Origin of the sequence: Nocardiopsis flavescens (assembly GCF_900141985.1) — a bacterium.
Lineage (GTDB): Bacteria > Actinomycetota > Actinomycetes > Streptosporangiales > Streptosporangiaceae > Nocardiopsis > Nocardiopsis flavescens.
In genome coordinates this window covers 153,909-175,376 of record NZ_FQZK01000012.1, presented here as the reverse complement: position 1 = coordinate 175,376, position 21,468 = coordinate 153,909, and the positions used below count along the sequence as shown (strand labels likewise).

Annotated in this window: 13 protein-coding genes; 7 read left to right on the top strand and 6 right to left on the bottom strand. The window is 77.5% G+C overall.

Annotation, left to right across the window (positions count from 1 at the left end):
- Nucleotides 1–64: 64 nt before the first annotated feature.
- Nucleotides 65–2,434 (bottom strand): M20/M25/M40 family metallo-hydrolase, encoded by a 2,370-nt coding sequence (locus BUE45_RS19775; RefSeq protein ID WP_084737525.1) that lies wholly within the window; start codon nucleotides 2,432–2,434, stop codon nucleotides 65–67.
- Nucleotides 2,435–2,571: 137 nt separating this feature from the next.
- Here BUE45_RS19775 and BUE45_RS19770 point away from each other — a divergent pair, with 137 nt between their 5' ends.
- Entirely contained in the window at nucleotides 2,572–7,227 is a 4,656-nt protein-coding gene (locus BUE45_RS19770; protein ID WP_073380841.1) for a hypothetical protein, read from the top strand.
- Nucleotides 7,228–7,269: 42 nt separating this feature from the next.
- Here the strand turns inward: BUE45_RS19770 and BUE45_RS19765 are convergent, their stop codons facing one another.
- From BUE45_RS19765 to BUE45_RS19755, 3 genes are all read right to left on the bottom strand, one after another.
- On the bottom strand, nucleotides 7,270–8,505 hold the full coding sequence (locus tag BUE45_RS19765; RefSeq protein ID WP_073380840.1) for a DUF418 domain-containing protein: 1,236 nt from the start codon (nucleotides 8,503–8,505) through the stop codon (nucleotides 7,270–7,272).
- A 23-nt stretch (nucleotides 8,506–8,528) separates the two neighbouring features.
- Entirely contained in the window at nucleotides 8,529–9,155 is a 627-nt protein-coding gene (locus BUE45_RS19760; protein ID WP_073380839.1) for a TetR/AcrR family transcriptional regulator, read from the bottom strand.
- A gap of 95 nt (nucleotides 9,156–9,250) precedes the next feature.
- Entirely contained in the window at nucleotides 9,251–10,417 is a 1,167-nt protein-coding gene (locus BUE45_RS19755; protein ID WP_073380838.1) for a hypothetical protein, read from the bottom strand.
- Between the two features lie 126 nt (nucleotides 10,418–10,543).
- On the opposite strand from BUE45_RS19755, the gene BUE45_RS19750 reads away from it, so the two are divergent.
- Together BUE45_RS19750 and thiD are read left to right on the top strand one after the other, a co-directional pair.
- Nucleotides 10,544–11,797: a flavin monoamine oxidase family protein gene (locus BUE45_RS19750; RefSeq protein ID WP_073380837.1), complete on the top strand. Its 1,254-nt coding sequence runs from the start codon at nucleotides 10,544–10,546 to the stop codon at nucleotides 11,795–11,797.
- A 153-nt stretch (nucleotides 11,798–11,950) separates the two neighbouring features.
- Entirely contained in the window at nucleotides 11,951–12,748 is a 798-nt protein-coding gene (thiD, locus tag BUE45_RS19745; RefSeq protein ID WP_073380836.1) for a bifunctional hydroxymethylpyrimidine kinase/phosphomethylpyrimidine kinase, read from the top strand.
- Between the two features lie 376 nt (nucleotides 12,749–13,124).
- Here the strand turns inward: thiD and BUE45_RS19740 are convergent, their stop codons facing one another.
- Complete coding sequence (locus BUE45_RS19740) at nucleotides 13,125–15,326, bottom strand: alpha-galactosidase (protein ID WP_084737522.1); 2,202 nt, start codon at nucleotides 15,324–15,326, stop codon at nucleotides 13,125–13,127.
- 195 nt (nucleotides 15,327–15,521) lie between these two features.
- Here BUE45_RS19740 and BUE45_RS19735 point away from each other — a divergent pair, with 195 nt between their 5' ends.
- The 4 genes from BUE45_RS19735 to galK are packed head-to-tail and all read left to right on the top strand — an operon-like array spanning nucleotide 15,522 to nucleotide 19,559.
- Complete coding sequence (locus tag BUE45_RS19735; RefSeq protein ID WP_073380835.1) at nucleotides 15,522–16,355, top strand: DeoR/GlpR family DNA-binding transcription regulator; 834 nt, start codon at nucleotides 15,522–15,524, stop codon at nucleotides 16,353–16,355.
- Nucleotides 16,352–17,470: a galactose-1-phosphate uridylyltransferase gene (galT, locus tag BUE45_RS19730; RefSeq protein WP_073380834.1), complete on the top strand. Its 1,119-nt coding sequence runs from the start codon at nucleotides 16,352–16,354 to the stop codon at nucleotides 17,468–17,470. Before BUE45_RS19735 ends, galT begins: the two co-directional genes overlap by 4 nt.
- Nucleotides 17,467–18,435: a UDP-glucose 4-epimerase GalE gene (gene galE, locus BUE45_RS19725; RefSeq protein ID WP_073380833.1), complete on the top strand. Its 969-nt coding sequence runs from the start codon at nucleotides 17,467–17,469 to the stop codon at nucleotides 18,433–18,435. Before galT ends, galE begins: the two co-directional genes overlap by 4 nt.
- A complete protein-coding gene (gene galK / locus BUE45_RS19720; RefSeq protein WP_084737520.1) occupies nucleotides 18,432–19,559 on the top strand; it encodes a galactokinase in 1,128 nt (375 codons plus the stop codon). Before galE ends, galK begins: the two co-directional genes overlap by 4 nt.
- A 51-nt stretch (nucleotides 19,560–19,610) precedes the next feature.
- Here galK and BUE45_RS19715 read toward each other — a convergent pair whose 3' ends face one another.
- Entirely contained in the window at nucleotides 19,611–21,356 is a 1,746-nt protein-coding gene (locus BUE45_RS19715; protein ID WP_073380832.1) for a serine/threonine-protein kinase, read from the bottom strand.
- Nucleotides 21,357–21,468: the final 112 nt, after the last annotated feature.

Genomic DNA, 21,468 nt, shown 5'->3' with positions numbered 1-21,468 from the left:
CCGCCCCGGCCCGCCCCGGCCCGGCCGGGGCGGGCGCGGTCAGGCCGGGGCGGGCGGCCCCGGGTCAGAGCTCGCGTGAGGTGGTCACCGACACCCTGCTGTGGGAGACGTAGCGCCCGTCCGGCGGCGGGGTGTACCCCGGCAGGCCCTCCAGTTCCGACGGCGACAGGTCCACGTCGGAGAGGCGGACCGCCAGCGGGCCGCCGGCGGCGGCGAACCGCACCTCCACCCCGACCGGCGCGTCGGCGGGCGGCGCGTACACGTGGACGCCCACGAGGCCCTCCGGGGTGGGCACGGGGGCGACCTCGCGCCCCTCGACGGAGAACCCCGACACCCGGCCGTCCGGGTCCTCCACGGCCAGCACGATCCCCTCGGCGCCGCGCGGCGACGCCAGCGCGAGCCGCAGGACGCGCTCGCCCGCGGCGGTCGCGTCGGAGACGACCTCCAGCTCCGGCGGGTCGAGCGGCACCGCCTCGGCCGCGCCGGCCAGGGCCCCCGGCAGGGCCGGGTCGGGGACCGGACCGTCGGCGGACGCCCCGCCGGACACGTACCCGGCCGCCCACGGCTCCGGGGTGCGCGGTTCCCCGCCGTACCGGGGGAACGCCCAGAAGGCCTCCCCCGTGTCGGCGTCCAGCGTGTACGCCAGCGCGGTCGGCAGCGGCTGGGCCGCGCCGCCCGGGTTGGCCGCGACCCCCGCGGCCACCAGTGCGGCCGAGACCGCCGCGGCGAGCACGGGCACCGCGGCCACGCGCACCCGGCGGGCCCGCGGGGCCTCCACCAGGGGGAGCCCCAGGACGAGCCCCAGCACCACCAGGGGCAGGGCCGTGTACAGGCCCGTCTCCAGGCCGGAATCGAAGGAGGTCCAGGCGGCCGCGAGCACGCACACCGCCGTCGGCACCAGGCCGGCGGTCCAGAGCACCCGCCGCCACGGCGAGTCCGGGTCGCGGACGGCCAGGGCCGCCAGGGCCCCCAGCGCCGCGAACGGCACCGGCACCAGCACCGGGGCCAGCCCCGGGGACGCGAGGACCCCCGCCGTCCCCAGCAGGGCCAGGACCAGCAGGGCTCCCAGGGCCAGCGCGTGGGCGCCGACCCGGCGCAGCACCAGGTACCAGAGCGCCGCCAGGCCGACCGCCAGCGCGACCGCCCCCGCCTGCGGCCACAGCGGCGCGTACGGGGTGCCGGTGGGCAGCTCGGCGAAGCCCGGCCGCAGGGCGACCAGCAGCCGCCAGTAGAGGGCCCCCGCCGCCCCGGCCAGGACGAGCAGCACCAGGACCGCCCCGGTCCCGGCCAGGAGGCGGGGCGCGGTGGCCTCCTTGCGCACCCGGGCGAGCACGAGCGCGCCCGCCGTGAGCAGCAGGGACACGGCCGCCAGCGGCACCGCCCACCCCGCCGGGAAGTACAGCAGGGCGCCGGGCGGGACGTTGAAGTAGACCAGGTCGCCGCCGTCGGCGGTGTACTCGGCCAGGTCCTCCCCGGCCAGGAACCGGGTCAGGGCCAGGGTGTTGGCCCCCATCTGCTGGAGCGAGGCCCGGTCCACGTGCTCGGGGGAGTCCAGGGCGGAGTGGTAGTGGGCGCTGCCGCCCGCGTAGGCGAAGTCCATCCCGGCCAGGCCGCCCGCCCGGAACGCCGTGAAGTCGGTGTCGTTGGGCAGGAACTCGAAGAGCGCCGCGGTGGTGGAGTCCGCGACCGGGTACGGCGCGGCCCCGGCGAACGCCCGGACCAGCGGCGCCGCCCCGGGGGTGGCGCGGAACATCATGACCGTGCCGCCCGAGCCGCGCGCCTCGTGGTTGAGCACCACCCCGTCCCGCGCCCCGCGCGGGTGGTCGGCGGTGAAGGCCTGCGCGCCGAGCAGGCCGACCTCCTCGCCGTCGGTGAGCAGCAGCACGACGTCGTTGCGCGGCGGCTCACCGTCCCGGAGCAGCGCCCGTGCGGACTCCAGGATCGCGGCCACCCCGGCGCCGTCGTCGTTTGCGCCCGGCCCGGAGGGCACGGAGTCGTAGTGGGCGGCCAGCAGCAGCTGCCCGGTGGGGTCGGTGCCCTCGATGACCGCGACGATGTTGCGGACCCGGCCGACCGGGGCCAGCCCCTCGATCTCGCCGAGTTCCGCGGGGGCGGCGCCCCAGGCCTCGTGGACCTCGGGTTCCAGGCCCAGGTCCTCCAGCTCGGCCACCAGGTGGTCGCGCACGCGGTCGTGCTCCGCGGTGCCCAGCGGGTGGGGGCGCACGGCGAACCGCTCGATGCGGGCGTGGGCGCGGTCGGCGGAGAACTCCCCGGCGGGGGCGTCGGCGGGCACCGGGGCCGGCGGGGCCTGGTCCAGCACGGTGAGGACGGCCACGGCCGCCAGGAGGAGGGCGCCCAGGACCCCGGTCAGGGCGGCGGCCCGCCGCCGGGGCGCCGGGGGCGCGGTGGCGGTTCCGTCTTCCGGCTGCGTCACAGGCGGCCTCCACGTCGTCGGTCCCACCACGCTACTGCCCGGCCGCGCGCACGCCCGGTCCCCGACGCCCGCGCCCGTGGCCGCTTCCGGCCGCCCGGGGCCGGGGCGGTGTCGGTGTCCGCTGGGATACTCCCCGCATGCCCTTTCCCCTCCCGCCCCTCCCCGACCAGGCGCACCGGTCGACGCTCTACACGGACTGGGTCCGCCTCAACGACCCCGGCAACGAGCGCTCGGCCGCGGAGTTCCTCGACGGGCTCCCGGAGTCCGCGCGCAAGCTCGCCGGCGACCTCGACCGGATCGAGTCCCGCGCCGCCCGGGCCGGCCTGCCCCTGGACCACCTGCCCTGGCTGTGGGACACCGTCGGCCACCGGCTGGCCTCCGGCCACCCCCGCAAGGCGGGGGCGGCCTACACGGCGGCCCGGGAGTCCGAGTCGCGGCACCGGCTCCCGGTGTCGCCGGTGCACGCGGTGGACAACGCGCTCCTGTTCGCCCGGTACGGCGCCCTGCCGGCCAAGGAGGTCCGCGCCCACTGGGACCGGCTGAGCGGGCTGTTCCCCGCCGGGGAGGCGTACCGGGAGTTCCAGGGGTTCCTCGCGGCCTGGGCCGCGGGCGGCGCGGCCCTGCCCGCCGACCTGGTCGCCCGGCTGCGGGCGGCGGCCTCGCACGCGGGCCTGGGGCCCGACGAGGTCGGCCGCGCCCTGGGGCGGGTCCTGACGGCGCGCACCCCGGGGGCGGCGGCCTCGGACAGGCTCCTGGACGCGGCGGCCGGGGTGTTCGCCCGCCATCCCCCGGAGGAGGACGCCCGGACGGCCCTCGTGGACCTCTTCCCCGCGGGGACGACCGACGGCGGCGCCTGGCTGCGGCTGCTGGACTCCCTCGGCCTCGTCGACGACCTGGCGCAGGGCCGGGTCGTGCCCGACGGGGGGTACGCGGCCTGGCTGTCCGCCTTCCCGCGCCGGTACTCCCAGGTCAAGGACGGCCGGTACATGAAGGTCCAGCCGATGGCGGCGGAGCTGCACGCGCTGGTCCCGCGCATCGCCGACCGGGTACGGGCCGAGGGGGCGCGGGTCCGCACGGACGGGGGCCGGTGGTGGCCCGTCCTGGACCTCGGGTTCGCCGAGGCCTGCCTGTCCGCCGGGCTGGCCGTGGCCGACCCCGACCCCGGGGTGAAGCTCCGCTCCCGGATCGGCGGGCCCCGGGACGCGGTGGCCGCCGACCCGCGGTTCGCCCCCCACGTCCCGGCGAAGGCCGCCCGCCCCGGGGCCGCGCCCGACCGGGCCGGCGTCCCGGGCCTGTCCGCGCAGGCCGCGCAGCACCTGGACGCCCTCGACCGGGCCCTGTCCGACGGCACCCCGGCGGCGGGGGAGGAGGCGCTGGAGGCCGTCGAGAAGTCGCTCGACGGCCCGGCCGTCCTGGCCGCCGCCGCTGCCGGGCGCCTGCCGGCGGCCCCGGACCCGGCCGTCCCCCTGGCGCGGGCGCTGCGGTTCGGCGTCCCCGCCGAGTACACCTGGCCCGCCTTCGAGGCCGCGGTCGCCGAGTTCGCCGCACGGGGCGAGGCCGTCCACGGCATGAGCGCGACGTGGCCGGTGCTCACCGTCTACGGGCGCTCGCTCGCCATCGCGGTCGGCCCCCGCGGGGAGGAGGCGCGGGCGGAGTACGAGATCCCCGAGGGCATCTCCCGGTACGCCGTCCACCGCGTGGGCGGCGACTTCGTCGTCGGCTGGCCGGGGCAGGGCTGGGGGAACCACCGGGCCTTCTGGTGCTCGGACCCCGACACGGTCCTCGCCGGCACCGGTTTCGACGCGAGCTCCTACCACGGCTACTCCGACGCCCCCGCGCTCGGCTACACCTTCGGGGACTCCCAGGGCCGCCACGGCCGGGACCGCCGCACCGCCCCCGGGGAGCCGGGGGGCGTGTCCTCGTCGCCGGACCTGCTGGGCGACGGCACCTCCCTCTGGCGGGTCCGGTCCGAGCCGGAGCCGGGCCAGGACCCGCTGGAGGAGGTCGACCCGGCCGACGGGACCCCCACGGGGCGGGACTCCCGGCCGTCCTTCCTGCCCGCCGGGGACCGCGACTGGGTCCTGGGCAGGTCGAGCCTGGCCCCGCTGCCGGAGGGTGTGGCGGACTCCCCGCTGGGCGCGGCCGGCGGCCTCACCGGCTTCCGCGTCCACCACGAGGGGGAGGGGGCGGACCGGCGGACCGTCGTCGAGGGCGTCGACGGCCGCCGGTGCGCCGCCCGCGGCGCCTCCGGCGCGCAGGCCTGGGGCGTGGTCCGCATGCCCGGCGGGGACCTCGGCCTGCTCACCGAGCGCCGGGACGCGAACCTGCGCGTGACCCGCTGCCTGTCGGCCGGGGACGGGGGCCCGTGGTGGGAGGTGTACTCCCACCTCAAGAGCGAGTCCGGGGACGGCGGGAGCGCGGGCGGGCGCATGCTCTACCCCCCGCCCGCGTTCTGGCACTTCCTGGTCCCGCGCGACCCGGAGGGCTCGCGGGCGCTGCGCGGGGCCGGCACCGCCGCGGCGCGGGAGCTGCTCGACGCGGCCGGGTCCGCGACGGGGGACGGCGCGCGCCGGGACGCGGTCCGCGCGGCCCTGGCCCGGGTGCTGCCCGGCGTCTCCGACGACCGGCTCGCCGGGGGTCCCGGCGGGCTCGTCGAACTCGTCCTGCGCTCGGCCGGCGTGGAGCGGCGCCGCGCCCGGCTGTCCCGGCTCATCTCCACCGCGGACGCGGAGAACCCGGTCCCGCACGCCGGGGTGGCGGACCGGGCCCTGCGGTCGGCCCTGGGCGGCCTGCTCTCCGCGGGCCTCCCCGACGGCGGGTCCCCGTCGGTGCTGACCGCCGTCGCGGCCGACGGCGCCTTCCTGCGCGGGAGCATCACGGAGGCGACCCGGCGGGTCGCGCCGCCCGCGCCCCCGGGGGACTGGAGCCCCCTGCTCGGGCGGACCGACGCCGCCCTGTGGCGGCTGGCGGGGACCCCTGCCGAGGAGGCGCGCGCCGCGCTCACCGGGTTCCTGCGCGTCTGGGCCGGCACGCCCTTCGCCGAGCGGGGGACCCGCTGGCGCCGGGGACTGGCGCCGGGAGGCGCCCTGGAACCGCTGTGCGAGCGGGGCCTGGCCATCGCCACCGGCAGACGGGGGACCGGGCGCCGCGGCGACCGCGGCACCGTCGCCCCCTCGCCGGGCGAGCCGCTGCGCCCGGAGGAGGAGTACCGCTTCGTGCAGCCGGCCGGGGAGCCCGCCCCGGAGGGGACCGTCCAGGAGGACACGGTGTCCGTGGACCTCGACCAGGCCGCGCGCGTCCGGCGCCTCCTGGAACTCCTGGCCGAACGGGGCCCGTTCCGGGCCGGGGACCGGGCCGTACGGGCGTTCACCGAGCGGACCGGAGCCCTGGGGCCCCTGGCCGCGCTGGTGCTGAACGGCCGCCTGGGGCTCTCCGACGCCAGGCCGGGCGGCGCCAGAGCGCGCACCAACCTCGCGGGCGAGTACGACCGGGCGGTCCGGGCCCTGGGGCCGGACGGCCTGAACCGGCTGCTGGGCGCGGCCCTGCCCGAGGACCCGGCCGACCTGTGGGAGCCGGACGGGGACGTGCGCGCCGCCGAGCGCGCGGCCGGGGTGTGGGCGGAGCTGCTCGGGGTGCGCACGGTGCTCGACGCGGATGCCGTCGCCCTGATCGACAAGGAGCTGAAGCTGGACGCGGGGTGGGTGGAGACGCTCATGGACCCCTCCGGGTCCGACGTCCTCACCACCGACCTGCACCGGGTCATCGCGGAGGGCTCGTACGCCTCCCCCGCGCTGTTCGCCGCCTCGGCGAACGGGCGGCCCGGCAACCGGATCTTCCACTACGACCCGGCCACCCGCTACCCGTACCGCGTCCCGACCTCGCTCGTGGCCTGGCCCTCCGCCCGGCTGCCGGCGGGCCACCCGGCCGCCGCCGGGGTCCCGGAGCTGTACCGGCGGCTGGTCGACCGGATGCGGGCCCCGGGGTCGCTGGTCCCGGTGGGCTCCTACTTCCGGGGCGAGGAGGTGCTCCCGCTGCTGGAGGCGACCGGGTACGAGCGGCTGCCGTACTCACCGCACGACGAGCGCGAGCCCGGTCGCGCGGTCGCCCGGGTCCTCGGGGGGCCGCTGCTGGTCGCGGCCGTCCGCGACGAGCACGGCAGCGCCGAGCTGTTCGTGCGCACCGCCGGGTTCTTCGAGCCCGGGGCGTACGGGGCGACGGAGAAGGCCCTGGACGCGCAGGGTTTCCGCGACTCCGGGGCCAAGGACGAGCTGGCCCTCGTGCTGCGCGGCCTCAGGGAGGTCTGCGACGGGTCGCTGGGCCGGCTGGCGGCGCGGACGGCGGACTCCCCGGTGCCGGCCGGCGGCTACGAGGCCGATCCGCGGCTGAGCGCCCCGGAGCCGGTGGAGGAGGCCGCCGCGTCCCTGGGCACGGACGCCGACGCGGCCGCCCTGTACCTCCAGCTGCTCACCCTGTCCCGGCCCACCGACCAGAACGTGCGCCGGTGGAACGGCTGGTCGGCGGCGCGGCACAGGAAGGTGTCCGCGCGGCTGCTGGAGACGGGGGCGGTGGAGCAGGACAAGCGGCCCCGCGCCGGGCGGACCCTGTTCCTCCCCGACGGATGGGTGGCGCCCAAGTCGCCGGACCTGCCGCTGGAGGCCGCCAAGCTGGAGACCCACTTCGCGGTCCTGAGCGACAAGAAGGTGCTGGTCTCCCCCACCTCGGCGCAGCTCCCCCTCGCCCCGCTGCACGAGATGTTCGCGCGGTCCTGGCGCTCCCGGGGCGCGGACGGCTGAGCGGCCCGGGCCGGCGGCGCGGTGCGCGCCGCCGGCCCGCGGTCAGCGGACCCGCTCGGGCAGGCGTCCCAGCACGGCCTTCTGGAGGGCCTCCAGCGGTCCGAGCCGGAAGCGGCGCAGCCACAGCGCGGACCCGGCCAGCAGCAGGGCGGAGACCGCGGCCCACAGGCCGATCACCCACCACGGCCCGGTCCCGGCCAGCCGGTGGGCCAGGCCCAGGCCGACGCCGTAGCAGGCGAGCATGCACAGGAGGTTCTGCGCCACGTAGCCGGTCATCGCCATCCGGCCCAGGCCGGACAGCGACACGATCCCCCACCCGGCCGGGTCGGACCGGTCCACCAGCCATCCGACCGCGCCGACCAGGCCCAGGGCGACGACGGGGGCGGCCACGTAGCGGTCCACGAAGAACAGGTCGGCCCCGCCCAGCGCGGTGGCGACGTTGAGCGGGACGCCGACGCCCAGCCCCCAGGCGAGCAGGCGGGCGCGCAGCCGCCTCCCGGTGCCGTCCCCCGCGAACGCCCCGGCCCGGAAGAGGCGCACGCCCAGCAGGAACATGAAGCCCATGAACGCGAACGTGATGATCGGCTCCGCGCGCAGGGCGAGCGCGTTGTCCAGGCGGAAGGCGACCTGCTCCGCGTAGGAGCCGTGCGCGTACAGGTCCACCACCCCGGCCGGGACCCCGCCGTCCATCGCCTGCGCGCCGGGCCCGCCCGGGAGCGCCGTCGCCGCGGTGAGCAGCCCCACCAGCGCCAGGTGCAGGGCGGCGCAGGCCCACATCACGGTGTTCCGGAGCCGCCGGGAGCGGGTGAGCAGCCAGGCCACCGCGAGCGAGGTCACGGCGTAGCCCATGAGGACGTCGGCGGCGAACACGAGGGCGAAGTGCACCAGGCCCTCGGTGAACAGGAACAGCGCCCGCCACTTGTAGGGGCCGGGCCAGCGGTCGCCCCTCTCGGCCGCGGACCGGAACTGGATGGCCAGCCCGACCCCGAAGAGGAGGGTGAGCAGCGCCAGGAACTTGCCGTTGGAGGCCAGCAGCAGGACCCCCTGGACGACGGTGGCCGGCGAGGGGTCCGCCAGCGCGGCGTCCAGCGGGCTCAGCGCCGCGGTGAAGAGCATGTTCGCCTCGCCGCCGGGCGCGGAGAACAGCCACACGTTGGTGGCGAGGGTGCCCAGGATCGCGACGCCGCGCAGGACGTCGAGCAGGGGGAGGCGGCGCGACGGGGCCGGGGGCGGGGCCTCGGGGGCGGATGGTCGGGTCTGGTCGGGGTGGCCGGTCATGGTCGTCGCCTCCGTGGCGGGGGTCAGCGGGTACGGGGGCTCCCGGGGGCCGAGAAGAGCCGGTCGAGGTGGGCGGTGAGGGCGGTGCGGACCGCCTCGGCGGTGAAGGGCCCGGCGGTGACCAGGTGGTGCAGGGTCAGCCCGTCGACGCAGGCGACCAGGGCGAGCGCCTCGGCGCGGGGGTCCCGGTCCGGGGGGATCTCGCCCTCGCGGGCGGCGAGTTCCAGGGCCCCGGCGAGGGCGTCCACGAGGGTGCGCGTGGTGTCCCTGTGCATCCGGAGCATCTCGGGGTCGGCCAGCGCCGCCGGGAGGAACTCCAGCCAGACGGTGAGCTCGCGGACGCGCTCGTCGTCCAGGGGCAGCAGGGTCTCGCAGGCGCGGTCGAACCAGTCGCGCACCGAGGCGGGCGGCTCCGGGCCGTCGGAGACCTCCTCCAGCCGCTGCTCGGCCCGGTGGTACATGTGCTCCACGCCGAACCGCAGCAGCTGCGCCTTGGACCGGAAGTAGCGCTGCACCAGGCCGACGGAGACGCCTGCGCGGTCGGCGACGTCGGCGAGGGTGGTCCGGGCCAGGCCCTTCTCCCCCACCACCTCCATGAGCGCCTCGGCGACCTGTCGCCGCCGCCGTTCGTGGTCCGCGGTTCGTGCCATGAAAAAAATAATACGGAAATATTTTTATCTGGCAAGAGGCGGCCGCGGCCCGGACCGCCGCGCCCCCGGGGGCGCGGGCCCGGGGGCGCGCCGCGTCAGCCCTGGTCCATCAGGCGGTTCAGCAGCGGGCCGAACTCGTCGTCGGACGTGTACAGGGCCACGGACTGCTCCTCGTGGTCGACCTTCACCCCCACCCGGCGCAGGTCGGGCACGTCGGACTCGGCGCGGTCCGCCGAGTCCGGGTGCCACCAGAACAGCCGGGCGTCGATCGGCTTGTCCGCGTCCGCGACGAAGCGCTCGGCCAGCTCCTGGAGGCGCTCCATCGCCATGATCGGGTGCCCCTTGCCGAGCGGGTGCACCAGCACCACCTCCCGCACCGGGAACGCCACCAGCGCCCCGTGCGGAGCGCCGTCCAGGAAGCGGGACAGCACGTGGGCCTGCGCGGCGGTGTAGGGGTGGGCCCCGCCGATGTGGATGATCGCCGCCCCGCCCAGCTCGACCCCGCTCGCCTCCACGTCCTCGGCGACCGCGGCGGCGACCGCCCGCGCGAAGGCCTCCTCCTCGTCCAGGCCCATCGGCTCCAGCGCGGAGCGGCTCAGCGGCTGCACGGTCTCGGCCGTGTCGACGACCACCGCCTCGCGCAGCCCCTCGGCGAACCCGCGGTACACGAGGGTGTCCCAGACCTCCTGGTCGAGCGCGCCCTCCGGGTAGACCCGGGTGCGCAGCCGGTCGGCGGAGGACGCGTCCTGCGGGGCGATCCGCCGGATCCGGTCGGCGAGGTCCTGGGCGTAGGGGCCCGCGCGCTCGAAGGCCGCGTCGGCGGAGGCGTCGTCCAGGCCCTCCAGGTACCGGCTCACGTCGGTGCGGATCCACCCCTGCGCGGTCTCCGCCTCCAGCAGGTCCGGGAACGCGAACCGGGCGCGCACGCCCAGCCGGTCGAGCACCGCCAGGAGCGCGCCGCGGGCGTGGTCGGAGGTGCGGGGCGGGTAGTGGGTGCCCAGCGGGACGCCGCGTTCGCGCAGGCCCCGCATCAGGGCGAGGACGACCTGCGCGGCCAGCTCGGGGTACTGCTCGTCGGGGTACTCGCGGGCGCTCCGGACCGCGTCGGCGTAGTCGTTGAGGAAGGGTTCGCCCTGCGGGAGGCCGACCAGGACCTCCGTGGACGAGCGGCGCTCCGCGGAGATCTCCGCGCGGGCGAACTCGTCCACGATCAGGGCGACCAGATCGGGACGGGGACCGTCGGGAACCTGTGTGTCGGACATGCGCTGTGTGACTCCTCGATGACCGGTGTGGTTCGGGCGGCCGGGGCGCTCCGGCCCGGACGCTCCGAGGACCGTACCCCGCCGCGGCCGTGCGCGCGGACCGGCGCGCGTGCTCTCATTACCGGTATGCCCTCCGCCCCCCGCAGCCCCGGCCGGAGCCGCCGCGCCTTCCTGGCGCTGGGCGGCGGCGCCCTGCTGGCCGCCACCGCGTCGTCCCCCGCACGGCCCCCCGAATGGGACGTGGCGGTGGTCGGGGCGGGTCCCGCGGGGCTGGCCGCCGCCCGCAACCTGTACGACCACGGCCTGCGGGTGGTGGTGCTGGAGGCCCGGGACCGAGTGGGCGGCCAGGTGTTCACCGACCGCACCCTGGGCCCGGTGCCGGTGGAGCTGGGCGCCGGGCTGATCCACGGGACGGACGCCTCCACCTGGGAGCTGGTGTCCGAGACCGGGGCGCGGACCGCGCGGATGCGGTCGGACCGGTCGGAGCCGCCGCCCCTGGACCTGCCCCGGGCCCCGCGGGCGGACGAGGACGCCGCCTCCTACCTGCGCAGGCTGGGGGTGCCGGAGTCGCGGTGGCCGCCGGTGCATGTCGACGGGGAGCCCCTGGAGCGGTGGAGCGCCCGGTGGATGCACGGCGCGGGGGTGTTCGACTGGTGGAGCGCGCCGCGGGAGGACTTCCGGGTGCCGGACGGGTACGACCGCCTGCTGGCGCCGCTGGCGGCGGGTCCGGCGGTCGCGCTGCGCAGCCCGGTGCGGCTGGTGCGGCGCGGGCCGTCCGGGGTGGAGGTCGGGGTGGCCGGCCGGGGTCGGCCGGTGCGGGCCCGCCGCTGCGTGCTGGCGCTGCCCGTGGGGGTGCTGCGGTCGGGGGCGGTGCGGTTCGAGCCCGCGTTGCCCGCCGGGCACCGCGCGGCGGTGGCGGCGCTGGAGGCGACCGACGCGGTCAAGCTGGTGTACCGGTTCGACCGGCCGGTGCTGCCCGCCGGCCGGGACACCCTGGAGGCGGACGGCGCCATGGCCTGGAGCGTGTCCCGCTCGCCGGAGACGGTGTCGGTGTGGGCCGCCGGGGAGCGGGCGCGCGACCTGCTGGCCCGGGACCCCGGCGACCGGTTCGCGGAGGGCCTGCGCGTGCTGGCGGGGGCGGTGGGCGGCCCGGTGCCGGAGCCGGCGGGGCGGATCACCCACGACTGGGCGGCGGACGGGTACAGCCGGGGCGCGTACCTGCACGTCCCGCCGGGGGCGCACGACGCGCCCGCGGCGCTGGCCGCGCCGGTGGACCGGACCCTGTTCTTCGCCGGGGAGGCGGTCACGGGGGAGAACACCGTGGACGGCGCCTACGACAGCGGTTACGCCGTGTCCGACGACCTGATGGCCGACCTCTGAGCGGAACCGGGCGGCCCCCTCGGGGCCCGGCCTGTGGACAACGCCCTCTTACCTGCGCTTTGTGGTGGAATTGTCAGGGGCCGCGGAATCGTCCCGCCTTCCCGGGGGTTCCAGGCACCGACCAGAGCACAACGAACACGAGGGGGTTGCCCGATGACCGATCGCGCGTATGTGATCGCGGGCTCGGAGGCCACGGGTGGCGCCGGGATCCAGGCCGACCTGAAGGCGTTCCAGGAGCTGGGCGTCTACGGGATGGGGACGATCACCTGCATCGTCTCCTTCGACCCGGCCAACGGGTGGGGGCACCGGTTCGTGCCCGTCGCCCCGCAGGTCATCGCCGACCAGATCGAGGCGGCCACGGCCTGCCACGACCTGGACGTCGTGAAGATCGGGATGCTCGGCACCCCCGACACCATCGACGTGGTCGCCGAGGGGCTGCGCGCCCACGAGTGGCGGCACGTGGTGCTGGACCCGGTGCTGATCTGCAAGGGCCAGGAGCCGGGCGCGGCGCTGGACACCGACAAGGCGCTCACGGAGAAGGTGCTGCCGCTGGCGACGGTGATCACGCCCAACCACTTCGAGGCGATGACGCTGGCGGGCATGGAGTCCATCGACACCGTCGACGACCTCGTCGAGGCGGCGCGGCGCATCCACGACCTGGGGCCCACGCACGTGGTCGCCAAGGGCGGGGTGGAGCTGCCCGGCCCGGACGCCGTGGACGTGCACTTCGACGGCGAGGAGGTGACCGTGCTGCGCGCCCCCAAGATCGGCGAGGAGCGGGTGAGCGGCGCGGGCTGCACCTTCGCCGCCGCGATCACGGCGGAGCTGGCCAAGGGGGCCGGGGTGGGCGAGGCCGTCGCCACCGCCAAGGCGATGGTGCGCCGGGGCATCGAGGAGCGGCTGACCACGCACGCGCCCTTCGCCTCGGTCACCACCCGCTCCCCGCGCTGACCGGCGGGACGGCCCCGCCCGCGGGAGCGGGCGGGCCGTCCGCGGCGCCCCGGGCCGGAGGCGCACCCCCGCGCCCCGGGGCGGGGGCGGAACGCGCCGACCGAAGGCGGACAGACCACCGGACCCCGGTAAGTGCGGGCGCCCGGACACGGCCCCCGGCACCCCGGGAACAGGAGCGGGGCGGCCCCGCACCGCCCGAGGGCGGACAGACCACCGAACCCCGACACCGTGCGGGCGCCCGGACACGGGCCCGGTCCGCGACCCGCGGCGGCGCGAACGGGAACGGACCCGCGCCGTCCGGCGACGGGCGCGCCCCGGGCCCGGCACGGTGCGGGCAGGGTCCGGCAGGGCCCGCCCGCCCGGCACCGCGGGCCGGTCAGGCGGGGGTGAGGTGCAGCAGGAGCGCCCCGCCCGGGGAGAGGTTGGGCAGGTGCACCCCGGAGTGCTCCAGGACCCTCCCGGAGGCGACCGCCCCGCCGCGGGCAGTCCACCCCGGTGCGGCGCGCTGCACGGCGGCGGGCGCCCCCGCCTCCTCGCGCAGCCGCAGCCGGTAGCGCAGGTCCGGGCGCAGCCCCGGCAGGCGGACCCGGCCCGGGTGGGTGCGGACCGAGGAGACCGGGCGGGCGTAGCGGTAGACGGCCTCCCTCCCGTCGCGGGCGACGACGCCGTCGAGCTGCTCCGCGGGGTCGGGGTCGTCGGCGCGGACGAGGTCGCCCGAGTGCAGCAGCGGCCGCAGCTCCCGGTACAGGGCGGTCCAGCGGGCGAGGGCGTCCAGCTCCTCCTCCGTGCAGCCGGTGATGTCCCACTCGATGCCGGGGTGGCCCAGGAGCGCGGTGAGGCAGCGCGTGGCCAGGTCGGTGACGCGGCCGGTGGTGTGCGACACCGGCCCGCCCACGTGCCCGCCGACCAGCTCCGGGGGGAGCAGCAGCCCGGTCCAGCGCTGGACCGCCAGCCGCTCCAGCGGGTCGTTGACGTCGGAGGCCCACACCCGGTCGGTGCGCTCCAGCACGCCCAGGTCCACCCGGGCCCCGCCGGAGGAGCACGACTCGATCTCCAGGCCGGGGTGGCGGGCACGCAGCCGGTCCAGCAGCGCGTACGCGGCGGCGGTCTGGCGGTGCACGCCCGCGCCGCCGGTCGGCCCGTGCACGGCCTCCAGCAGGTCCCGGTTGTGGTCCCACTTGAGGTGGTCCGGCCGGTACTCGGCGACCAGCGCGTCCAGCCGCTCCAGCAGGTACGCGGCGGCCTCGGGGCGGCCCAGGTCCAGGACGTGCTGGCCGCGCCCGGTGGGCGGTGCGTGGTCCGCGGGCCCCAGGATCCAGTCGGGGTGCTCCCGGAACAGGTCGGAGTCGGGGTTGACCATCTCCGGCTCCACCCAGAGCCCCGTCTGCATGCCCAGCGCGCGTACGTGGTCGAACAGCGGGTGCAGCCCGTCCGGCCACACCCCGGTGTCCACGGTCCAGTCGCCCAGCCCGGCGGTGTCGTCGCGGCGTCCGCGGAACCACCCGTCGTCGAGCACGAAGCGCTCCACCCCGACGCGGGCGGCGGTGTCGGCGAGCCGCTTCAGCTTGTCGAGGTCGTGGTCGAAGTAGACCGCCTCCCAGGTGTTGAGCACCACCGGGCGCGGCGCCGACGGGTGGTGGGGGCGGGCGCGCAGCCAGCGGTGCACGCGCGCCGACATCCCGTCCAGTCCCCGGTCCGACCAGGAGAAGCAGACCCAGGGCGTGGAGTACGACTCCCCCGGTGCCAGCCGCACCTCGCCGGGGTGGAGCAGCTCGCCGCCGCCGAGCACGGCGTCGGCCTGCCCCGCCCCCTCCGGCAGGCGCTCGGCCAGGTGGACGTGGTCGCCGCTCCAGGCGACGTGCACGCCCCACACCTCGCCCCGGCGGAAGCCGAAACCGGGGGTCCCGGCCACCAGGAACAGCGGGGCGTCGTGGCCGGTGCGCCCGCGCCGGGAGGCGCGCAGCAGGGTCCCCTGGGCGAACTCCCGGCGCTGGGGCGCGCGTTCGCGGCACCACCGCCCGGTGGGGTCGAGCACCTCCCCCGCCTCCCGGGGCAGCGGCAGGAACACGTGGAGGGCGGCCGGGGTCCACACGTCCGCACCGGTGTTCGTCACCTCCAGGCGCGTCCGGAGCAGCCCGTCCGCCTCCATCCGCAGCTCGGCGCGCAGCTCCAGGCCCGCGTCCGGCGCGTGGGCGGTGAACACCAGCACCCCGCCGGTCCCCGCGGGGGCGTCCGGCAGCGGGTCGACGACGACCTCGCGGACCCGCCAGCGGGGGTGGGCGGCGCGGCCCTCGCGGTGGCCCGACAGCCCGGGGTGCCCCGACCACCCCTCCCCCTGGCCGGGAAGCAGGGACAGCGGGAACGCGGTGTCGACGGTGTTGTGCGGGACGGCGGGAGCGGACAGCGCGGCCAGCCCCAGCGCGTCGGGCAGGTCGGCGCCCCAGTGCAGCACGTACGGCGGTCCGGACTCGGGCACGCCCACGACCAGCGCGGTCCCGGCCGCGGCCAGCCGGACGGTCGGCACGTCGGGGGCCACGGGGTCGGCGGGGGCGGGCGGTGTTCCCGGCTGCTCGGGCACGGGCGGTCCTCCGGGGGTCGCTGGGACGGCCTCCACATGCTCGGTTCCGGACTCCGCTCCTGTCAACACATCCCAACTTTTCCCAACACACCGGTGGGGCGCGGGGTGTGCCGGGCACCGCTGTTGACACTTCCCCGGGCCATGGTCCACTGTTTCCAACAGGATCGAACATTTTCCACCAGTGGAGGGGAAGCGATGCTGGCCGCCCAGCGGCAGGAGGTGATCCTCGACCGGATCCGGCGCACCGGCGCGGTCCGGGTCGCGGACCTGGTCGAGAGCCTCGCGGTGTCGGACATGACCGTCCGCCGCGACCTGGACGCCCTGGAGGCGCGGGGCGCGCTGCGCAAGGTGCACGGCGGGGCCGTGGCCCGGGCCCGCACCGAGGAGCCCGGGTTCGCCGCCAAGTCCGCTCTCCAGGAGGACGAGAAGCACGCCATCGCCCGCGCCGTCGCCGCGCTCGTGCCCCCGCACGGCGCCGTCGGCCTCTCCGGCGGCACCACCACCGCCCTGGTCGCCGGGTACCTGGTGGACACCCCCGGCCTGACCGTCGTCACCAACTCCCTGCCGGTGGCCGAGGTCTTCCACCGGGCCGCGCGCCCGGACCGGACCGTCGCCCTCACCGGGGGCTTTCGCACCCCCTCGGACGCGCTCGTGGGCCCGCTGGCGCTCGCCTCCATCCGGGGGCTGAACCTGGACCTGCTCGTCCTGGGGGTGCACGGCATCCAGGAGCGCGCCGGGTTCACCACCCCCAACCTCCTGGAGGCCGAGACCGACCAGGCCCTGGTGGAGGCGTCCGGGAGCCTGGTGGTGGCCGCCGACCACAGCAAGTGGGGCACCGTCGGCATCAGCACCATCGTCCCCCTGGACCGCTGCGACGTACTCGTCACCGACGACGGGCTGGACCCGGCCGCCCGCGCGGTGCTCGGCGAGCACGTCGGCCGGCTCGTCCTCGCCGAGGTCGGCGCCGCCGGGCGGCGCCCGGGGGACCCCGGACCGGAGAACACGGAGCAGAGGGAGGACCCGGCATGAGCCGGACCGCCGCGGACGGGGTCCGCACCACCACGGCCCGTCTGGCCGACGGGCGCGAGATCGTCTACTTCGACGAGGGCGGCGGCCCGCCCCGCGTGCCCGTCCCCGACCGGCGCGACCTGCCGCCCTTCTCCGCCGCCTCGGAGCTGCGCTTCGACCCGCTGCTGCGCGAATGGGTGATCGTCGCCTCCCACCGGCAGACACGCACCCACATGCCCGCCGCCGACGCCTGCCCGCTGTGCCCGTCCACGGCCGACCGCACCACCGAGGTCCCCGACGGCGACTACGACGTGGTGGTGTTCGAGAACCGCTTCCCGTCCCTGTCCGCCGCCGGCGGCCCTCCGCCCGACGGTCCCGACGGCCCCGGGGAGGCCGGACCGGACCGGCGGCCCGGCACCGGGCGCTGCGAGGTGGTGGTGTTCGGCCCCGACCACGACGCCTCCTTCGCCGACCTCACCCCCCGGCGGGTGCGCACCGTCCTGGAGGCGTGGACCCAGCGGACCCGGGCGCTGTCCGCGCTGCCCGGCACCGAGCAGGTGTACTGCTTCGAGAACCGGGGCGCCGAGATCGGGGTCACCCTGCCCCACCCGCACGGGCAGGTCTACGCACTGCCCTTCGTCGCCCCGCGCACGCGGCGGGTCCTGGAGTCGGCGCGCGAGCACCGCGAGCGCACCGGCCGCGACCTCTTCTCCGACGTCCTGGACGCCGAGCGGCGATCGGGGCTGCGCTCGGTGGCCGCCGGCGAGCACTGGACGGCGTTCGTCCCCGCGGCGGCCCGCTGGCCGGTGGAGGTGCACGTGTACCCGAACCGGCCGGTACCGGACCTGCCCGCCCTCACCGACGCCGAGCGGGACGACTTCGGCCCGCTGTACCTGGACGTGCTGCGCCGCCTGGACGCGCTGTTCGGCATGCCGCTCCCCTACATCGCGGCCTGGCACCAGGCCCCCGTGCGCACCGGCCGCGACCTGTCCCGGCTGCGCCTGGAGGTCTTCTCCGTGCGCCGCTCCCCCGACCGGCTCAAGTACCTGGCGGGGGCGGAATCGGGCATGGGAGTGTTCATCAACGACGTCCCGCCCGAGACCACCGCCCGCCGCCTCAGGGAGGCAGCACCGTGAAACTGCTCGTCACCGGAGGCGCCGGCTACGTGGGAAGCGTGGTGACCGCCCTGCTGCTGGAGGCGGGGCACGACGTCACCGTGCTCGACGACCTGTCGACCGGCCACCGCGACGCCGTCCCCGCCGGGGCGCGGACCGTCGTCGCCGACGTCCACAACGCCGCCGACGTCCTCACCCCCGACACCGCCGCCGTCCTGCACTTCGCCGCCAAGTCGCTGGTCGGCGAGTCCACCACCGCCCCGGCGGAGTACTGGCGGACCAACGTGGCGGGCACGCTCGCCCTGCTGGAGGCCATGGACCGGCACGGGGTGGACCGGCTGGTGTTCTCCTCCACCGCCGCCGTCTACGGGGAGCCGGCCTCGGCCGCCCCCCTGCGCGAGGACGACCCGCCGGTGCCCACCAACCCCTACGGCGCGGGCAAGCTCGCCGTGGACCGGATGCTGGAGTCGTGGGCGCACGCGTACGGGCTGGGCGCGGTGAGCCTGCGCTACTTCAACGTGGCCGGGGCGCACCGGGGCCTGGGCGAGCGGCACGACCCGGAGACCCACCTGCTGCCGAACCTGCTGCGGGCCGCCCTGGAGGGCACCCCGGCCCGGGTGCACGGCACCGACCACCCGACCCCGGACGGCACCGCGGTCCGCGACTACCTGCACGTCGCCGACCTGGCGCGGGCCCACCTGCTGGCGCTGGAGGCGGCCGTGCCCGGAACGCACCGGGTGTTCAACCTGGGCACCGGCGGCGGCCACAGCGTGCGCGAGGTGGTCGACACCGTCCGCGCCGTCACCGGCCGCCCGGTCGCCGTCCACGACGGCCCCCGCCGCCCCGGCGACCCGTCGGTCCTGGTCGCCTCCAACGAGCGGGCCCGCACCGGGCTGGGCTGGGAGCCCGCGCGCGGCCTCGCCGAGACCGTCGCCGACGCCTGGGAGTTCACCCGGGCCCGCGCCGCCGCCCGGGAGACCGCGTGACCGCCGCGGAGCGGGGGTTCCGCGCGGCGTTCGGGTACGGGCCGGCCGGGGTGTGGCGGGCCCCGGGGCGCATCAACGTCATCGGCGAGCACACCGACTACAACGACGGGTTCGTGCTGCCCGTGGCCCTGCCCCACGCGGTGACCGTCGCCGCCGCGCCCCGGACGGACGGGCGGCTGCGGTTCCGGTCCGCGCAGGCCGCGGAGGCCTTCGAGGCCGACGCACTCCCCCGGCCCGGGACGGTGGCCGGCTGGGCGGCCTACCCCGCGGGCGCCCTGTGGGCGCTGGCGGAGGAGGGGCGGCCCGCGGGCGGCCTGGACCTGTTCGCCGACGGTACGGTCCCCACCGGCGCGGGCCTGTCCTCCTCCGCCGCCCTGGTGTGCGCCACCCTGCTGGCCGCCTCCGGCGACGACCCGCCCGAACCGCGGGAGACGGCCCGGCTGGCCCGGCGGGCCGAGAACGACTTCGTCGGCATGCCCTGCGGGATCATGGACCAGTCGGCGTCGATGCTGTCCCGCGAGGGGCACGCGCTGTTCCTGGACACCCGCACCCTGGTCCCCGAGCACGTGCCCTTCGACCCCGCGGCCCGGGGGCTCACCCTGCTGGTGGTGGACACCCGGGCCCCGCACCGTCTGGTGGACGGCGCCTACGCGGAGCGCCGCCGCACCTGCGAGGAGGCCGCCCGCCTGCTGGGGGTGGCCGCGCTGCGCGACGTCACCGACCTGCCCGGGGCGCTGGCCGCGCTGCCCGACGACCTCACCCGGCGCCGGGTGCGCCACGTGGTCACCGAGAACGCCCGGGTGCTGGAGGCCGTGGAGCTGCTGCGGGCGGGCGCGGTGGACGCGCTCGGGCCGCTGCTCACCGCTTCTCACGCCTCCCTGCGCGACGACTACGAGGTGAGCGTGCCGGAGGTGGACACCGCCGTGGACACGGCCCTGGACGCGGGGTCGCTGGGGGCGCGCATCACCGGCGGCGGGTTCGGCGGCTGCGTGATCGCGCTGGTCGGGACCGACCGGGCCGAGGCCGTCGCCGACGCGGTCCGCCGCGCCTACAAGGAGCGCGGCTTCACCGAGCCCGCCTTCTTCCCCACGGTCCCCTCCGCCGGGGCGCACCGGCTCTCCTGACCGCCCCGGGCACCCGGACGGCGGGGGCGCCGCGCCGGGGCGCGCCCGCCGTCACCCCGGCAGGTCCGCATCGGCCAGCATCTCGTCCAGACCCTCCGTCATGTAGTGGTCCAGGACGAGGATCTCCGACTCGGGCAGCAGCCAGTAGCGCTGCTCGAACCAGGACATGTCCCCCTGCGACCCGTCCGACCCCGAGGGCAGGCAGCCGACCTCCCACACCCGGTGGTAGGCCATCCGCTCCCCCACCGGCGCGAGGGCGTCGGTGACCTCCTCGACCTCGCCCTCCTCGCGGCGGTACTCCTCGCCCACGGGACAGGTGGAGATGCCGCCCTCCAGGTAGGGCCCCGACCCGTCCAGGGGGGACTGGTACATCCGGTACGAGATGGACCCGGGCCCGATCAGCCAGACGCCGGGGCAGAAGAAGGTCCGGTCGTACACGTCGGGCTCGCACGCGGCCTCCTGCCCGGGGGTCCGCAGCGCGATGTCCTCTCCCTCGATGGTCTCCCCGGTCTCCGGGTAGACGAACGAGTACGGCAGCCGGTCGACCACCCAGTCCTCGGGGACGTCGACCGTCATCCCCCGGAACTCCACCGCCCGGGTCGGCTCCGCGGGCTCGGTGGGGGCGGCCTGGACCACCGGGCCCGCCTCGTCCCGCTGCTCCGAGTACCACTGGCCGGCGACCCACGCCCCGGCACCGACGAGCACCGTCAGGGCGGTCCCGGCCGCCACCAGCTTCCCGGTTCCGGCCGCGGTGGCGCTCGCGGTGGCGGTGGCGCCTCCGCTCCCCGCGCCCGTACCGCCGCCCGCCGCGCCCGTGGCGCCGGCCGCCGCGGACCCGGCGGCCGCACCCGGCGGCCCGGCGACCGCGACCCACCCGCCGAGTCCGCGCACCGCCTCGAACCCGGTCCAGGACACGGCGAGCAGCGTGCGCAGCCGCGTCCGCGGGTCCTGCTCCGGCGCGGTCCGGCCGAGCGCCAGCAGCTCCCCGAGCGCCTCGGACGCCGTGGGCCGCGCGTCCGGGTCGGGCGCGAGCGCCCGCAGCACCAGGGGCAGCAGGTCCTCCGGCACGCCCTGCGCGTCCACCTCCCCGCGGCGGGTGCGGGCGAGCAGGGTGGCGGTGTCCCCGTGTCCGAACGGCCCGTGCCCGGTCGCGGCGTGGACCACCAGCCCGCCCCAGGCGAACACGTCCGCCTTGGGGGTGCCGGCCTCCCCCGCCAGGCGTTCGGGCGCGATCCACCCCGGGCTGCCGAACACGCCCTCCTCCGGCGAGGGGTCCTCGGTGAGGCGCGCGATGCCGAAGTCCAGCAGGCGCGGGCCGTCCGGCGAGAGGATGACGTTGGCCGGCTTGACGTCCCGGTGCGTGATCCCGGCCGCGTGCACCGCCGCCAGGGCCTCGACGGTACCCGCGGCGAACGCCACCAGGCGCTCCCCGGTCAGCGGGCCGAGCTGCGCGAGGTGCTCGGTGAGGGTGCGGCCGGTGACGAACCCGGTGGCCATCCACGGGGGCTCCGCCCCGGGGTCCGCCCCCAGGAAGCGCGGGGCGCACTCGGCGGAGACGCGGGACAGCACCGCGGCCTCCTGCGCGAACCGCTCCCGGTACACGGGGTCCGCGGCGTGGCGGTCGCGCACCACCTTGAGGGCGACGTGCGCCCCGTCCCGGTCCAGGGCGCCGTAGACGGTGCCCATGCCGCCCTCGCCGAGCAGGCCGACCAGGCGGAAGGGGCCCACGGACAGGGGGTCCCCGGGGCGCAGGGGACGAAAGCCGGTGGGCAGGGGAGACGGCCGGGAGGGGTTCATCCGCGCGTCCTCCGAGGGGGTGAAGGGGTGTCCGACCACTCATTATGCGCTCGCCCTGGCGCCGGGACACGCCCCTTGCGCTCCCCCGTACCCCGCCCCCGTCCCCGGGGAG

Coding starts and splice junctions, on each gene's coding strand:
- BUE45_RS19750 (WP_073380837.1), top strand. CDS start 10,544: ATGCCCTCCGCCCCCCGCAGCCCCGGCCGGAGCCGCCGCGCCTTCCTG.
- BUE45_RS19760 (WP_073380839.1), bottom strand. CDS start 9,155: ATGGCACGAACCGCGGACCACGAACGGCGGCGGCGACAGGTCGCCGAG.
- BUE45_RS19765 (WP_073380840.1), bottom strand. CDS start 8,505: ATGACCGGCCACCCCGACCAGACCCGACCATCCGCCCCCGAGGCCCCG.
- BUE45_RS19715 (WP_073380832.1), bottom strand. CDS start 21,356: ATGAACCCCTCCCGGCCGTCTCCCCTGCCCACCGGCTTTCGTCCCCTG.
- galT (WP_073380834.1), top strand. CDS start 16,352: ATGAGCCGGACCGCCGCGGACGGGGTCCGCACCACCACGGCCCGTCTG.
- BUE45_RS19735 (WP_073380835.1), top strand. CDS start 15,522: ATGCTGGCCGCCCAGCGGCAGGAGGTGATCCTCGACCGGATCCGGCGC.
- thiD (WP_073380836.1), top strand. CDS start 11,951: ATGACCGATCGCGCGTATGTGATCGCGGGCTCGGAGGCCACGGGTGGC.
- BUE45_RS19770 (WP_073380841.1), top strand. CDS start 2,572: ATGCCCTTTCCCCTCCCGCCCCTCCCCGACCAGGCGCACCGGTCGACG.
- BUE45_RS19755 (WP_073380838.1), bottom strand. CDS start 10,417: ATGTCCGACACACAGGTTCCCGACGGTCCCCGTCCCGATCTGGTCGCC.